Raw genomic sequence first — 14813 nt, forward strand, 5'->3', positions numbered from 1 at the left:
ACCTCAGCCTCAGGGACGGGGAAAGTAGGAGCGCTGTCGGCCATTGATGATCTCGATTTCTAGAGTTTGTAGTGGTACTTGGAGGTCTGCGTCTGAGTGCGATTACCTTGCGAGACGGTGGTGAGTCCGATTACGGCAGCCGGTGCGGATCGGGATTTCCGGCATATCTCACTCGATCTGCGTGAGCAGCAATGCCGCGGCAGCGAACGGCTCATTCGGCTACACGGCTACTAGTTCCCCGAGGACGTAGTCCCTTCAGGACCTCCACAACTACTCCTTCTTGACGAAGAGCCTCACCCCGAGACAACTCGGGTCCACGGCTGGAGAGCGTCAGACCTCCGCCTCCTTCGGCTCCGGTTGCACGTACCCCCGGGCGACGAAGAACTGCTCGAGCAGGTAGCACCACCACAGGAGGATCAGGCCGGGCGCCACGAACACCGCGGGCATGAAGTTCCAGATGGCGACGCCCCCGAGGACCACGGCGATCCCGAGCAGGAACGTCAGGCTGGGCGTCGTCAGCCCCAACGTGAGCCCGTTGAGCACCTGGCGCCAGGTGGGGTTGGTGAAGCGGGCTGCGAGGGGGAGGCACCAGAAGACCAGGAGCAGGAGGAAGAGTCCGACGACAATGAGCGGCACCCAGACCTCGGCCGGCCCGAGAGTGGGCAGGTAGGAGAGCGTGAGGATGCCCACGGCCGCGACCGGGACGGCCAGCAGGCCGATGACGGTCGCCTGCCTCCAGCTCTGCCGCAAGGCCTTCGTGGCGATGGCCCAGAGGCCTGCGTCCTTGCCCAGGACGTACCGGCGGCACACCTCGTAGGCGACCACCGTTCCCGCTCCCGCCGTCACGACAAGGCCGAGGCTCACGAGCCAGAACAGGCTGATCAAGATGACGGAGCCGAGCGAGTCCAGGATGCGCCACAGTCGCGACGCGGGGTGGTAACGGAAGATGGTCGGAGCCTTTCAGTGTGCGAAGTTGCGGGTCCTGAGGACGGGGTCGGCCTGCCGCGGTGGGCGGGAGCCCGGCGCCATCAGCCCTTCACGGAGCCGATCACGAGACCGGACACGAAGTGCTTCTGCAGGAACGGGTAGACGAACAGGATGGGGACGGCCGCCACCATGGTGATCGTCGACCGCAGCGCGATCGGTGTGGTGACCTGCCCGCCAGACTGCGCGCTGCCCGTGGCGGCCACGGAGTTCATGCCGGCGTTCATCGAGCTCGCCAGTAGCTTCTGCAACTCGTACTGCAGGGTGGACAACGCCTGATCGCCCGAGTTGTAGAGCAGGGTGTCCAGCCAGGAGTTCCAGCTGCCCACGGCCACGAACAGACCCACCACGGCCAGCGCGGGCTTGCACAGCGGCATCACGACCTGCCACCACATGCGGAACTCGCCCGCGCCGTCGATCCGTGCCGACTCGATGATCTCGTCGGGGATCGACTTCATGTACGTGCGCAGGACGATCAGGTTGAACGCGCTGATGATCGTCGGTACCCAGTAGGCCTGGAAGCTGTTCAGCATGCCCAGGTCCCTGATGAGCAGGTAGTTGGGGATCAGCCCGGCGTCGAAGTACATCGTCAGCACGAAGATCAGGGTGATCGAGCGGCGGAAGATGAACTCTTTGCGGCTGAGCGCGTAGGCGAGCATCGAGGTGAAGATCAGGTTTGTCGCCACCACCACTACCGTCTTCAGGACGCTCATGAAGAACGCCTGGTAGATCGTGGTCATGTTGAACACGACGTTGTAGTTCTGCAGCGAGAAGACCCGAGGCCAGATGCCGATCCCGCCACGGACGGCGTCGTTGCCGTCGTTCAGGGAGATGGCGAGCGTGTTAAGCAGCGGGTAGATCATGAGCGCCGCGAGGGCCAGCAGGAAGGTCGTGTTGAGCGTCGTGAAGATGATCTGCTCGACCGTCCGCTTGCGACGCCGTGACCCGCCTCGTGAGGCGCGCCGCGCCAGAGGCTTCGCGACAGTGGTGAGTGACATGAAGTCCTCCTAGACCAGCGTCTCTTGGTTGAGGCGCTTGGCCGCTAGGTTCGCCGAGCCCACCAGGATGACGGCGACGATGGTCTTGAAGATGCCCGCGACGACGGCGAGGCTGTAGTTGCCCAGCTGGTAGCCATAGCGCAGCACGAAGACGTCGATGGTCTCGGACGTTTCGGACACCAGGCCGTTGCCGAGGAAGTACGGCAGCTCGAAGTTCGTGGACAGGATCCAGCCGCTGTTGATGATGAGCAGCACGACGATCGTGGGCCTGATGCTCGGGAGCGTGATGCTGAACATCTTGCGGTAGCGGCCCGCTCCGTCGACCTCGGCGGCCTCGTACAGGCCCGGGTCGATCGCAGTGATCGCGGCCAGGTAGAGGATGGTGTTCCAGCCCAGCTCCTTCCACAGGCTCGTCCCGGCGACGATCTCCCAGAAGTAGTTCGGCTCGGTCAGGAACAGGACCGGCTCGTCGACCAGGTGCAGGCTCATGAGGCCCTGGTTGATGAACCCGCCGGAGGAGGGCAGCGAGAGCGCCACCGATGCCAGGCTCGCCACGATCACCCAGCTGAGGAAGTGGGGCATGTACGTGATGTTCTGCAGGATCCGCTTGAACGGCAGGTTCTTGACCTCGTTCAGCAGCAGCGCCAGGACGATGGCCCCGAAGGTCCCGACGACCAGGGTCAGGACCGACTGTCCCATCGTGTTGACCACGACCTGGCGGAACCGCTCACCGTTGACACCGGTGAACAGGTTGTAAAAGTTTGCCAGGCCCACCCACTGCTGGTTCCAGATGCTGCCGCGACCCGGCTTGTAGTGCTGGAAGGCGATCGCCCAGCCGTAGACCGGGACGTACTTGAACAGGATCTGGTACAGCAGCAGCGGGACGGCCATCGCGAGCAGGGCCCGCTGCGCCCAGACCCTGTCCCAGGTGATCTTGCGCTTGGGATCCTTCGCCGCCTTCTTTCGGGCCTTGCGCTTCTGGGCACGCGAGCTGCTCGCGGGCTCCGTGGCCGGTTCGAGCCCGGTGGCGGTCACAGGGGTGCTGACCGTGGCGTCCGTCATCGGATACCTTCCGTGGATACTCCGGCCTTCAGGCCGGAGAGGAAGCGGAACTCCTGCGGAGCAGGGCAGGAAAGCCGGGTCGCCGTTAGGGCGAATCCGGCGTCCGCCGGTGTTGCGGGAGGGAACAGGTGTGCTGATTTCTTGGGGCCTGGCAGGCGATAACCAAGCCGGTCGGGCCTACCGCCGGGCTGGCGGGAAGTCAGGTCTGTGGAGCCTGTGTAAGACCGATGGGCGGTACACCGCTCCTTGCTGGTAACCCGGGTCGGCAACAGGCTGTGAAGCAGAAAGTTCAACCCGCGAGGGTCGAATGCCCCTGCTTCAGGTGGGGGAGATGTCAACTGTCCAACCTCGTCAGGGGCAGTGGGTGGTAATCGAGAACGCGTCGTGGTGGGGGGCGCACGCCACCCACCACGACTGCTCGCAGACTGTTACCAGTTGGCCAGACGGTTCTTGATGCCGGCGTTGACTGCGTCCTCGTACACCTTGACGTCGATCTTGTGGAGGGAGTCGACGTAGGCCTGCCAGTTCTTGTCGAAGTCGGCGGGCTTGCCGGCGATGATCTTCGGCAGGTTCTGCACGCTGGTGTCGGTCAGCTGCTGGTTGACCTGGTTGGCGGCGTCGGAGAGCTTGATGTTCCACGCCGGGTAGTACTTGGGGTTCTCCGGCACCTTGTTCATGAAGTCAAGCCAGGTCTTCTTGCCGTACTTCGCCATGAAGTTCTTGTCGTAGTCGCTGAGCGTCGCGTAGAACTCGGCGGGCTGGTCGTCGGGGCTGTAGGCGTTGCCGTCGGAGAACTTGCCCTGGTGCTTGGGCAGCATGTCGAGCAGCGCGTCGAGACGGTTGTGGGAACGCCAGGTGATGTCCTTGTAGTTCTTGCGCTGCTCGTCCGTGCGGGAGAAGACGCCGTCGGCGCCGACCTGGTAGTCCTCGCCGGCGACGCCCCAGGAGAGCGTCTTCTGCCACTCCTCGCTGAGCATGGTGTCGAGGAACTTCAGTGCCTTCTTAGGCTGCTTGCTGGAGACCGAGACGCCGAACCCCTGGTTGATGTTCATGACGGCGCGGTCGGCGTACCAGGGCGTCACCCCGTCGTAGACGGGCATGAGGGGCACGTAGGTGTGCTCGTCCTTGCCGGCGCTCTGCAGCGACTGGGTGGCGGTCCCGAAGTTCCAGCCCTGGTCGTGCATGCCGAGGACGGCGCCGGTGGCCAGCTTCGCGGTGTACTGGTCGAACGTCAGGGTGAAGGACTCGCGGTCGACGAGGCCCGCGTTGTACTGCTGGTTGAGAACCTTGTAGAAGTTTTTCGCGACGTCCTTGTCGGCGTAGATCGACGCGTTGTTGTTGCTGTCGACGATGACGCCGCCGTTGTTCGGGGAGCCTGCCAGCAGCGCCGGCGGGTTGGTCATGCCCCACTCACGGCCCTTGGACGCCAGAATCTCGAAGCCGACGGTCGGGGCGCCGTTGGTCTGGGGGTGCTTCGCCTTGTAGTCCGAGATGAGCTGGAAGTAGCGGTCGAGCGTCATGTTGCCGAGGTCCGGGTAGCCGGCGTCCGCGAGCACACGCTTCTGGATCCAGAACGCGGGACCGTAGTAGGTGCCGCCGGTGATGTCGCCGTAGAAGCGGTTGTAGTTCGGGAAGATGTACAGGCCCTTGTCCACCTCATCGCCCGAGTAACTCATCTTCTTGATGTCGTCCTTGACGTGCGCGGCGAGGTTGGGGTAGGCCCCAGTCTCCAGCATGTCGTCCAGGCGCCGGAGAGCGCCGCCCTCCAGGAAACGCTGCTTCAGGTCGCCGGTGCCGATGAGGTCGGGGTACTGACCGCCCGCGAGCATGACACCGATCTTCTGGTCCTCGTTGTCCGGCGTGACGATCTCGTAGGTGAGGGTGACACCGAGCTTGTCCTTGAGCAGCTTGGTGATCTTGTTGTCGGGTGCCGGGGCCTGCTGGGCCGACGTGATCCAGACCGAGAGCGTCGTCGGGTTGCTGGGGCTCAGCACGTCCGAATCGTCCGTGCTCTCGTCCTCCGTGCAGGCAGCCAGGGCGATCAGTGCCATGGCCGTGGCGGCCACGGTGAGCTGCCGCCCGGCCCGGCGCAGGCCGCCGAGTCTAGGGTTGCGCTTCATGTCTCTCCTTACGAGAACTGTCCTGATGTCTCCGCTGTGAGAAAACTGTCCGGGCGATGTCGACCGGAAGGTGTGCGCTGCGGACGCGTATTCGGCCTCGCGTCTTAATCCCGGCGTGATTTTAGCGATAAAGTAGAGAGGCGATCGGGTTCCGTCAAGCCCCGCGCACGAACCGAGACTCCGCCGTGACGTCCCGGTCCACACGCGAGGAGCCGCATGCGCCACACCCTCCAGAACGACGCCCTGTCGGCGTACGGGTTGGCGTGGACAGGTAGGTACGGCTGAACGTACCCAGCTCGCCGTACGCGATCGATCCCGCAGCGTGAGTGCCCGTTTACTTTGGCCACTTCGGCGGTGGCGGTGGTAGGCCGAGGTCACGGCGAAAGGGATGGCTCGATCGAGGGATACACCGTCGTCGGCCTTCCGGGGCGGGCATAGCCAGCCGGTGACGGTAGGCCCCGGACCGTACCCCTGGTGGCGGCCGGGTCCAGGGGCCGGACAGCTGCCCGGCGCGGCGTGCGCGTAGCGGCCGGCCAGCCGCGCTGGTTCGAGCCCGCCGCCCGACTCTTCCGACGGACGACGAGCTACCCAACGCCGACAGGTGGCTGCCCCACCCGGCGTCGCGACAGTCGACTCTGGATCCTGCAGAAGCCGGGCACGTTCAGCCGTACCCGGCTGGGTGCCTTCGCTCGTACGCCGACATCGTCACAATCTGTCGGCATTGCCCGCCGGAGGGACATCGGGAAAGGCACGCGCACCGCGCGTCCGGGGCGGTGACGCCGTCGATCTCGAGCCGTCAGGGTGTGAACTGTTGGTCGGGTTAGCTGAGCGTGACTGCATTCGGTTCGCCCTGGTGGCGGTGTGGCCGGGTGGCGGATGCTGGGCGTTTGTCGTGGGCGGCGGTTGTGTCAGGGGCGGGTCGTAGGCTCATGTCAGTCCTGATTGGCCGGTGTGCGGGGGTGTGGTGATGGCGGTGGGTCAGCTCACCGCGACCGCGACCTGCGCGGCGATGTCGGCGACGGTCGAGGCCAGCGGCCATCGGGTCGGTGAGCGGGTGCTGGCCGCGCGGGTCGGGTGGCTGGCCGGGTTGGTCGGGCAGCTGGCCGCGCAGATCGTGGCCGAGCACTGGACCGGCGCGGATCTGGCGGCGTTGGCTGCTGGTGCCGGCCCGGACGGCGGGTGCTGCCGGCCAAGGGCTGGATGGCGTTGCGCCGGCTGGGCTGGACGGCGCCCGCGCCGGCGGGGGTGTATGTCAGCGACCGGGTGCGCCGGTGCGCGCAGGAGGAGGCCGCCCGTGCGCTGCGGCTGGGGGTGTACCGGCGCGAGGTCCTGCAGGCGATCGTTGCGACCTGGCCTGCCGACGGCCGACGCGCCGACGCCGACTGGCAGGCGCTGCGTGACCTGCTGCCAGCTGGGGTGACCAACGCGGTGATCGTCAACCGCACCCGTCAGGTCCGCGCCTACCAGCACGCCGAGGGACGCCTGCCCGCCGACCTGCCCGACCTTGAGGCCCCGCCCGCGGTCGCGGCCCAGGTGCTGCTTGCCGCCGCCGACAGGCAGCTGACCACCATCGGCCGCGACGGGCCGGGCCGAGCCGTGCTGCGGGTACAGCTGCCACTGACGGCCCGGCCCGGGTCACCGGCCGACTGGGCCTGGCACGCCCTGCCCCTCACCCTGCCCGCCCACGTTGCCGACCACGCCAGGCTGTGCGCGCCGACCCTGCGCATCGCCAGGCACCGGGTCCGCGTCGACCTACCCCACCGTGTACCCGTCACACCCGCGCCTGCGCGGGGGCACCGGGTCGCGCTCGGCCTGGACTGGGGCGTCAACACTTTGCTGACTGGCACCGTCGGGCGGTTGACAGACACCGGCCGGGTCGTCACCGACGGCCGGATGCTGCGCTACGACGCCACCGCCGTCTCCGCCAGACTCCACCGCCTGCGCCAACACCGCGAGCACCTGGCCGCCAGGCGCGACCGCCACACCGCCCTGGCCGCGGGCCTGCCTGACAGCGACGCGCGTGCCGGGCACCTGACCGTGCTGGCCGCACGCGCCACCACCGAACACGAACACGTGTGCGCCCGCATCCGCCACCTCAACAAGAGCCTCGCCTGGTCGGCCGCCCGCTGGGCCGTGGACCAGGCCGTCGCGCTGCACGCCGGCGTCGTCTACGTCGAGGACCTGGCCACCCTGGCGGCCCGCGGCCGGCGCAAAGGCAACGCACGGCTGTCCGGGCAGGTCCGCGGACAGGTCGTCGACGCGCTCGTGCACCTGGCCGCCAAAGCCGGCATCGCGGTCGTGACCGTGCCCGCCCGGGGCACCAGCCGCTACTGCCCCCGCTGCGGACAAGGCCACACCGAACTGGCCCACACCCCCGCCCCCGACCGGCCCGGCGAGCGGGGTTGGAAATGGGCGATCTGCGGACGCTGCCGGCTGAACCTCGACCGCGACCACGCCGCGGCCATGCGCATCACCGCCCGCGGCCTACTCGCCCAACACCACGTCCGCACCGACCGAACCACCGGCCGACACACCATCACCACCGTCGTCGAAGGCGACGTCGCGACCGTACGACGCCCCACCACCCACCCCACCACCCGCCATACCAGGGAACCGACCCGACCGGCCAAAAGCGGACCCACTCGGAAACGGCCCCCGACGTCGGCAGGCAAGCTTTCCCACCGCGCGCCCGACCGGCGCACGGCCCCCGCCCCACCGGCGTCCACCGGTGGCCAGCGTCCGGCGGGGCAGGCACCCAAGAACCACCACCCCCGCGTGGCGGCGTCAGGGCCTGCACACGATCACCTGAAACTCCGGCACCATCGGACCGGCTTCCACCACGTCCGCGCCACCCCCGTCATCACCCTCACCGGCGACTACGGACCCGGCACGACACGGCCACGCCACCACCCGAAACGCCTGACTCCCTCAGGCAAACACAGGTAATAAGAGACGCTCGGTGGACTCACTTGCCAAGCCGTATTTTATCGATAATATGACGGCACCCCGCGGTATGGCCGAGCCGCGAGCCTCTCGTCAGAGGTTGCTGGGCTGGCAGAACGTCGCGCACAGGAGGATACACATGGCGAGGGTGACGATGGCGGACGTCGCCCGTGAGGCGGGCGTGTCGGCAATGACCGTGTCGAACGTCCTCAACGAGCGCCTCCCGGTCAACGAGCCGACGCGTGCCCGTGTCATGGCCGCCGTCGCGGCTCTTGGGTACGAAGTCAACCTGACCGCGCGACACCTGCGCGCGGGACGGACCGACACCGTCGCATTCATCGTGCCCAGCTTCCACGACTACTTCGGTGAGATCGCCGACAAGATCGCGCCGCTGATCGAAGCCGACGGGCGGCACCTCGTCCTCGAGCGGACGAGCGCCAGCCCGGAGCACGAGATGGCGGCGCTGAGCGTCGCGCGACTCCAGTACTACGACGGCGTCCTGCTGTCCGTCGCCGGCCTCGACCGCGACCAGCTGGACCGCGTGCGCACGCCCAAGCCGATCGTGCTGCTCGGCGAACGTGACGTGCCCGACCGCTTCAACCACGTGCGGCTGGCGAACGAAGAGGGCGCCCGCCTCGCGACGGCGCACATGATCGAGCACGGCTCGCGACGCATCCTTGCGCTGGGCTGCACGTTCGACACCGCGCACATGATGTCGTCGGACCGCCGCGCTGGCTGGGAGCGCGCACTTCGCGATGCCGGCCTCGATGTCGACGCACGCCATGTGGTGCCCGTCTCCACCTACACGTCGGCGGCCGGACGCGATGCCCTGCTCGACGTCATCGCGTCCGGTCTGCCCTTCGACGGCGTCTTCGCCGTCACCGACGTCATCGCGCTCGGCGCGATCGCGGCCCTGGCCGAGAGCGGGCTTCGTGTGCCCGTCGACGTCCAGCTCGCCGGGTTCGACAACCTCGACATGGCGAGGTTCGTCCCGCCCGGCCTCACCTCCGTCGACGCGGACCATGAAGGTGTCGCCGAGACCGCGGTGGGTCTGCTGCGCCGGCAGATGGCGGGCTGGACCGGCCCGGCCGAGCACGTCGTCGCGCCCGTCAGTCTCGTGGTGCGTGGCTCCACCCGCGGTGGCGCGTAAGGCCGTGCACTCGCGCGGAACGCCGCGCGCCCCTCTAGCCCGGTTCGGTCGAAGGGAACCAAGCTGTGAGCACGTCTGCGCGCACGTCCGCCTTACGCGCCGTCCCCGCATCCCCGCTCGCCGGGACGCGGCACCGGCCGCTGCCGATCCCGTCCGTACGCCTTGTCGGCGGTCCGCTGACAGCCTGGCAGCAGGGCAACGACGCCGCGGACGGCCTCTACGGCCCCGACACCGCCACCGAGCTCGGCGACGAGCGAACGGTGACAGCGATCCCGTTCTCGACCTGGGGCAACCGGCCCCCGGCCCGATGCGGGTCTGGCTTCCGCGAGCTCATCGCCGGGGCCTGCATTGACGGACCACACAGCTGATAGGAAGAGAATGACGACGAGCACGATCGCAGTGATCGACCTCGACCTGCCCGGCGCCACGATCAGCCGGCACGTGTACGGGCACTTCGCCGAGCACCTGGGGCGGTGTATCTACGGCGGGTTCTGGGTGGGCGAGGACTCGCCGGTCGCGAACGTGCGGGGCATCCGCTCGGACGTGGTCGAGGCGTTGCGGGCAATCTCGATCCCGAACCTGCGCTGGCCGGGCGGCTGCTTCGCCGACGACTACCACTGGCGTGACGGCGTCGGCCCGCGCGAGAGCCGCCCGCGGATGGTCAACTCGCACTGGGGCGACGTGGTGGAGGACAACGCGTTCGGCACGCACGAGTTCATGGACCTGTGCGAGCTGCTCGGTGCGGACCCGTACGTGTCGGGGAACGTGGGGTCCGGGTCGGTGGCGGAGATGTCGGCGTGGGTGGAGTACCTGACCCGGGCGGACGACTCACCGATGGCGGCGCTGCGGCGGGCGAACGGGCGCGAGCAGCCGTGGCGGGTGCCGTTCTGGGGACTGGGCAACGAGGCGTGGGGCTGCGGCGGCAACCTGCGCGCCGAACAGTTCGCGTCGCTGGCCCGGCAGTACGCCACCTACTGCCGCAACCACGGCGGCAACCTGCTGTACCGGATCGCGGCGGGCGCGAACGAGGCCGACCTGCACTGGACCGAGACGCTCATGCGCTCGTTCGACGACCTGGCAGCGGACCGAGCCGGTTCGGCGGGCCCGTTCCAGGCCGTGTCGCTGCACTACTACACGATGGCCGGGCCGTGGTCGGACAAGGGCGACGCCACCGGGTTCAGCACGGACCAGTGGTACGTGACCATGGCCCGCGCCCGGCGCATGGAAGAGCTGCTCACCCGGCACTCCACGGTCATGGACCGCTACGACCCGCACCGCAAGGTCGGCCTGGTCGTGGACGAGTGGGGCACGTGGTGGAACGTGGAGAAGGGCACCAACCCCGGGTTCCTGTACCAGCAGAACACGCTGCGCGACGCCCTGGTCGCCGCCGTGCACTTCGACGCGTTCCACCGTCACGCCGAGCGCGTGGTCATGGCGAACATCGCCCAGACCGTCAACGTGCTGCAGGCCATGATCCTCACCGACCCCGACAGCGGGGCGCTCGTGCTCACCCCGACGTACCACGTCTTCGCCATGAACACCGGCCACCACGACGCCGCCGCCCTCGCGGTGCACCTGCGCGGCGTCGAGACTCGCGCCGTCGGCGCGACCGAGCTGCCGCTCGTCTCGGCGTCCGCGTCGGTCAAGGGCGACACCGCCCTGGTCTCGCTGTCCAACCTCGACGCCGAGACGGACCGCACCCTCGTCCTGGACCTGCGCGGCCGCGATGTCGTCGGGCACACCGCGCGGGTGCTGACCGCCACGGCGCTCGACGCGCACAACACTCCCGAACAGCTCGACGCCGTCGCCCCTGCCGACCATGCCGGCGTGCACCCCCACCCCCGGGGGCTCGAGGTCGAGCTGCCTGCCCACTCCTACGTCACCGTGGCGCTCGAGCTGCGCTGATGGACCGACCGGAGGTGAACATCCGCGACGGCGGGGCGCGGGCAGACGTCACCAACCCCGTCATCTTCGCGGACGTGCCCGACCCGGACGTCATCTTCGACGGCCGGTACTACTACATGGTCAGCACGACCATGTACTTCGCGCCGAGCGTCCCGATCATGCGCTCGGGCGACCTGGTGCACTGGTCCATCGCCGGGTACACCGCGGCGATCCTCGACGACACGGACGCGCTGGCGCTGCGCAACGGCCAGGACGCGTACGGCCAGGGCAGCTGGGCAGCGAGCATCAGGTTCCATGACGGGACCTACTACGTGTCGGTCGGCAGCCTCACCACGCGGCAGACGTACGTCTACTCGACTCCCGACGTCGAGCACGGGCCGTGGACCAGGTCGGTGCTCGACGGGTACGCCCACGATCAGTCGCTGCTGTTCGACGGCGACGACGTCTGGCTTGTCTACGGTGGCGGGTCGATCGACCTGCGCAGGCTGCGGCGGCACGACGACGGGACCCTTGCCTGGGACGGCCCGGCGACCCGGCTCGTCGAGGACGCCGACGTCGACCAGACCAGCGGACTGAACGCCGAGGGCGCGCACGCGTACAAGATCGGGGACTACTACTACGTCTTCATGATCGAGTGGCCGTCGGGTGGCATCCGCCAGGAGGTGCTGTGGCGGTCGACGTCGCTGACGCCGCAGTCGGCCGGCGGCGTGTGGGAGGGCCGGGTCGTGCTCAGCCAGGGCGTGACGGTCGGGGGCCGACCCGGAACCGGCGTCGCCCAGGGAGGAGTCGTCCAGACATCCGACGGACAGTGGTACGCCATGCTGTTCCAGGACGAGGGCCCGCTGGGTCGTGCGCCTCAGCTCATTGGCGTGACCTGGGACGACGACGGGTGGCCGGTGTTCGCTCTCCATCCGCAAGCGCCCGCGGCGGCCGCACGGACGGCCGGTGACGGGGCCGCCGTCGTCGCCTCGGACGACTTCGACAACCTCCTCGAGCGCGCGGGCCACTGGAACACGGCCAACGCGGACCTCCTGGCAGAGTCCGCCGAGAACGCATGGAACGGGTCGGACCTGGGGCTCCAGTGGCAGTGGAACCACAACCCGGACAACCGGTTCTGGTCGCTCACCGAGCGGCCCGGACACCTGCGGCTGACCACGGGCCGCGTCGCGTCGAGCATCCTCGATGCGCGCAACACGCTCACCCAACGCACGCTCGGACCCGCGAGCTCCGGCGCCATCTCGCTGGACGTCTCGCACATGAAGGACGGGGACGTCGCAGGCATCTCCGCCTACCAGCGCAAGTACGGATACATCGCCGTGACGATGCAGGGCGGGACCAAGAGCCTGGTGATGCGCCGGGCGGGCGGCGACGGCGTCATCGCCTTCACCAGCGCACCGGTGCCGCTGCGGGCGGACGTCGTCTACCTGCGCGCTGACGTCGACTTCCGGGATGCCGTCGATACGGCGTCGTTCGCGTACTCGTACGACGGCAGCAACTGGACGTGGCTGGGCGACACCCTGCGGATGCAATACGACCTCGCGCACTTCACCGGGTACCGGTTCGCCCTCTTCAACTACGCCACTGCCGAGCCCGGAGGCTACGTCGACGTGGACTGGTTCCGTGTCAGCGACCCCACCGGGCTCGCAAGCCCTACTCACCGACGCAGCGAAGGAGCCGTTCATGACTGAGCAGGCGACCTCAGCCCTGCTGATCGACGGACAGGAACCCGCCGAGGTGCGGCTGCATCATGTGTGGAACGAGTGCGTCGGTGCCGGCCGCGCGAATGAGGCGTTGCGGGCGGACTGGCAGGCGCACTTCCGCGAGGCCGTCCAGGTGCTGGGCGCCCGGCACGTGCGCTTCCACGGCCTGTTTCACGACGACATGTTCGTCTACCGGACGGACGACGGCGGCGGCTTCGGCCCGAACCAGCCGCTGCCCGAGCCGGTCTACACGTTCGCATATGTCGACAAGGTGTTCGACGCGATCCTCGACGCGGGCGCCCGCCCGTTCGTGGAGCTCGGGTTCATGCCGCGCGAGCTCGCCACCCAGACCGAGACGCTGTTCTGGTGGAAGGCGCACTGCAGCCCGCCCAAGGAGATGGGCCAATGGGTCGCGCTGGTCGACGCCACCGTGCGGCACTGGATCGAGCGGTACGGCATCGACGAGGTGCGGCAGTGGCCGTTCGAGGTGTGGAACGAGCCGAACCTCGTGCCCCACTTCTGGACCGGGACGCGCACCGAGTACTTCGAGCTGTACGAGGCCACGGCGCGCGCGATCAAAGCCATCGACCCCCGGCTGCGGGTCGGCGGCCCGTCGACGAGCGTGTTCGTCCCCGACGCCCGTTACTCCGGAGAGACCCACGACCCGTCGCTCGAGGTCGAGACCGCGGTGGCCACCGACCCCGACGAGCTCGACTGGCAGCCGGTGTGGATCCACGAGCTGATCGAGTACTGCGCGCAGCGCGGGCTGCCGATCGACTTCCTCTCCACCCACCTGTATCCGACCGACTACGCGGCGGACTCCCTGGGCAACCTCAAAGCGATCACGCGCCAGAAGGACGCCACGTACGTCGACCTGCAGGTCCTGCGCACGATCATCGAGAACAGCCCGTACCCGGATGCCGAGCTGCACATCACCGAGTGGTCGACCTCGCCGTCGAGCCGCGACGCGATCCACGACACGCTCTTCGCCGCCGCGTACATCGTCCGGGCGTTCCTCAAGGGCGCGCCGCTGGCCGACTCGATCTCCTACTGGACCTTCACCGACGTGTTCGAGGAGGGCGGCGGCGGCATCGGCCCCTTCCACGGAGGCTTCGGGTTCGTCAACGAGAACGGCCTGCACAAGCCGACGTTCCACGCGATGGCCATGCTCCACCGCCTCGGTGACCGCCTCCTGGCCGAGCTTCCCGACGGCGCCATCACCCGCTCGTCCGCGACGGGTGACGTGTCGGCCATCTTCTACAACTACCCCGCCGATATGGGCACGACGGGGCTCGCGTCGCGCAACGGCTACGCCGAGACGCGAGCCCTCGCCGAGATGGGCCCCGAGCGCCGCGTCCGGCACCGGGTCGAGGGACTGCGCCCGGGCACCGAGCTCACCGTGGAGATCCTCGACTGGGAGCACGGGAACGTCGCCGAGGCCTGGTACCAGATGGGCGCCCCGCTCAACATCACGCGGGAACAGACCGCCGAGCTGCGCCACGTCGCCGACGGCCTCCACCGCAGCACGCTGACCGTCGGCGACGACGGCGTTCTCGACATCGACCTCACGCTGCCCGCCTGGGCGGTCGCCTCGGTCGCGCCGACGCTTGCCCGCGCCGCTGCTTGCCGCATTCCAGGAGCTCTTCGACCACGAGGAGGGTCTATTCGGCACTGAGGACGCGTACATGTGCGAGTACGCCGACGACGGTGCCTAGTGGTACGGATTGGACATGCCGCACGTCACCTCTGTGTGGATGCGTGTCCAAGACGATGGCATGGAGCCGACCGGTCAGCCCATTCACAAGGTCACCTGTCGATCTCCCCTCGTCCACGGCCCCGCTGAGTCGACCTATGGCTGCGCGAGCGGGCCACCGCCGACGACGACGGGGACGTACGTTTGGCTGCCGAGCAGAGTATTCGGACGATCCGGCGGATCTGAGCTATACGCGGG

At 68.3% G+C, this 14813-nt stretch carries 9 protein-coding genes; 5 read left to right on the plus strand and 4 right to left on the minus strand.

Annotated elements, in window-relative coordinates:
* Nucleotides 1-330: 330 nt before the first annotated feature.
* The 4 genes from CS0771_RS23390 to CS0771_RS23405 form a co-directional block, all read right to left on the minus strand.
* On the minus strand, nt 331-885 hold the full coding sequence (locus tag CS0771_RS23390) for a DUF624 domain-containing protein (RefSeq protein ID WP_212842998.1): 555 nt from the start codon (nt 883-885) through the stop codon (nt 331-333).
* Nucleotides 886-1028: 143 nt separating this feature from the next.
* Complete coding sequence (locus tag CS0771_RS23395) at nt 1029-1982, minus strand: carbohydrate ABC transporter permease (protein WP_212842999.1); 954 nt, start codon at nt 1980-1982, stop codon at nt 1029-1031.
* A 9-nt stretch (nt 1983-1991) separates the two neighbouring features.
* Nucleotides 1992-3044, minus strand: a complete 1053-nt coding sequence (locus tag CS0771_RS23400; RefSeq protein ID WP_212843000.1) for a sugar ABC transporter permease — start codon at nt 3042-3044, stop codon at nt 1992-1994.
* 428 nt (nt 3045-3472) lie between these two features.
* On the minus strand, nt 3473-5164 hold the full coding sequence (locus tag CS0771_RS23405) for an ABC transporter substrate-binding protein (RefSeq protein WP_244870975.1): 1692 nt from the start codon (nt 5162-5164) through the stop codon (nt 3473-3475).
* A gap of 1179 nt (nt 5165-6343) precedes the next feature.
* Here CS0771_RS23405 and CS0771_RS23410 point away from each other — a divergent pair.
* The 5 genes from CS0771_RS23410 (at nt 6344) to CS0771_RS23430 (ending at nt 14537) form a co-directional block, all read left to right on the plus strand.
* Nucleotides 6344-8110: a zinc ribbon domain-containing protein gene (locus CS0771_RS23410; protein WP_212843001.1), complete on the plus strand. Its 1767-nt coding sequence runs from the start codon at nt 6344-6346 to the stop codon at nt 8108-8110.
* Between the two features lie 136 nt (nt 8111-8246).
* On the plus strand, nt 8247-9257 hold the full coding sequence (locus CS0771_RS23415) for a LacI family DNA-binding transcriptional regulator (protein WP_244870976.1): 1011 nt from the start codon (nt 8247-8249) through the stop codon (nt 9255-9257).
* Nucleotides 9258-9635: 378 nt separating this feature from the next.
* The gene (locus CS0771_RS23420) at nt 9636-11162 is read left to right on the plus strand and encodes an alpha-N-arabinofuranosidase (RefSeq protein ID WP_212843002.1); all 1527 of its coding nucleotides are present in this window, start codon (nt 9636-9638) and stop codon (nt 11160-11162) included.
* The gene (locus CS0771_RS23425) at nt 11162-12850 is read left to right on the plus strand and encodes a glycoside hydrolase 43 family protein (RefSeq protein WP_212843003.1); all 1689 of its coding nucleotides are present in this window, start codon (nt 11162-11164) and stop codon (nt 12848-12850) included. Before CS0771_RS23420 ends, CS0771_RS23425 begins: the two co-directional genes overlap by 1 nt.
* The gene (locus CS0771_RS23430; RefSeq protein WP_212843004.1) at nt 12843-14537 is read left to right on the plus strand and encodes a hypothetical protein; all 1695 of its coding nucleotides are present in this window, start codon (nt 12843-12845) and stop codon (nt 14535-14537) included. The genes CS0771_RS23425 and CS0771_RS23430 overlap by 8 nt, the downstream gene beginning before the upstream one ends.
* The last annotated feature ends 276 nt before the right edge of the window (nt 14538-14813 follow it).

Source organism: Catellatospora sp. IY07-71 (genome assembly GCF_018326265.1).
Taxonomy (GTDB): domain Bacteria; phylum Actinomycetota; class Actinomycetes; order Mycobacteriales; family Micromonosporaceae; genus Catellatospora.

Bases quoted from the DNA above. Each gene is read 5' to 3' on its own strand.
- CS0771_RS23405 (WP_244870975.1), bottom strand. From the start codon at position 5,164: ATGAAGCGCAACCCTAGACTCGGCGGCCTGCGCCGGGCCGGGCGGCAG.
- CS0771_RS23430 (WP_212843004.1), top strand. From the start codon at position 12,843: ATGACTGAGCAGGCGACCTCAGCCCTGCTGATCGACGGACAGGAACCC.
- CS0771_RS23420 (WP_212843002.1), top strand. From the start codon at position 9,636: ATGACGACGAGCACGATCGCAGTGATCGACCTCGACCTGCCCGGCGCC.
- CS0771_RS23395 (WP_212842999.1), bottom strand. From the start codon at position 1,982: ATGTCACTCACCACTGTCGCGAAGCCTCTGGCGCGGCGCGCCTCACGA.
- CS0771_RS23400 (WP_212843000.1), bottom strand. From the start codon at position 3,044: ATGACGGACGCCACGGTCAGCACCCCTGTGACCGCCACCGGGCTCGAA.
- CS0771_RS23415 (WP_244870976.1), top strand. From the start codon at position 8,247: ATGGCGAGGGTGACGATGGCGGACGTCGCCCGTGAGGCGGGCGTGTCG.
- CS0771_RS23425 (WP_212843003.1), top strand. From the start codon at position 11,162: ATGGACCGACCGGAGGTGAACATCCGCGACGGCGGGGCGCGGGCAGAC.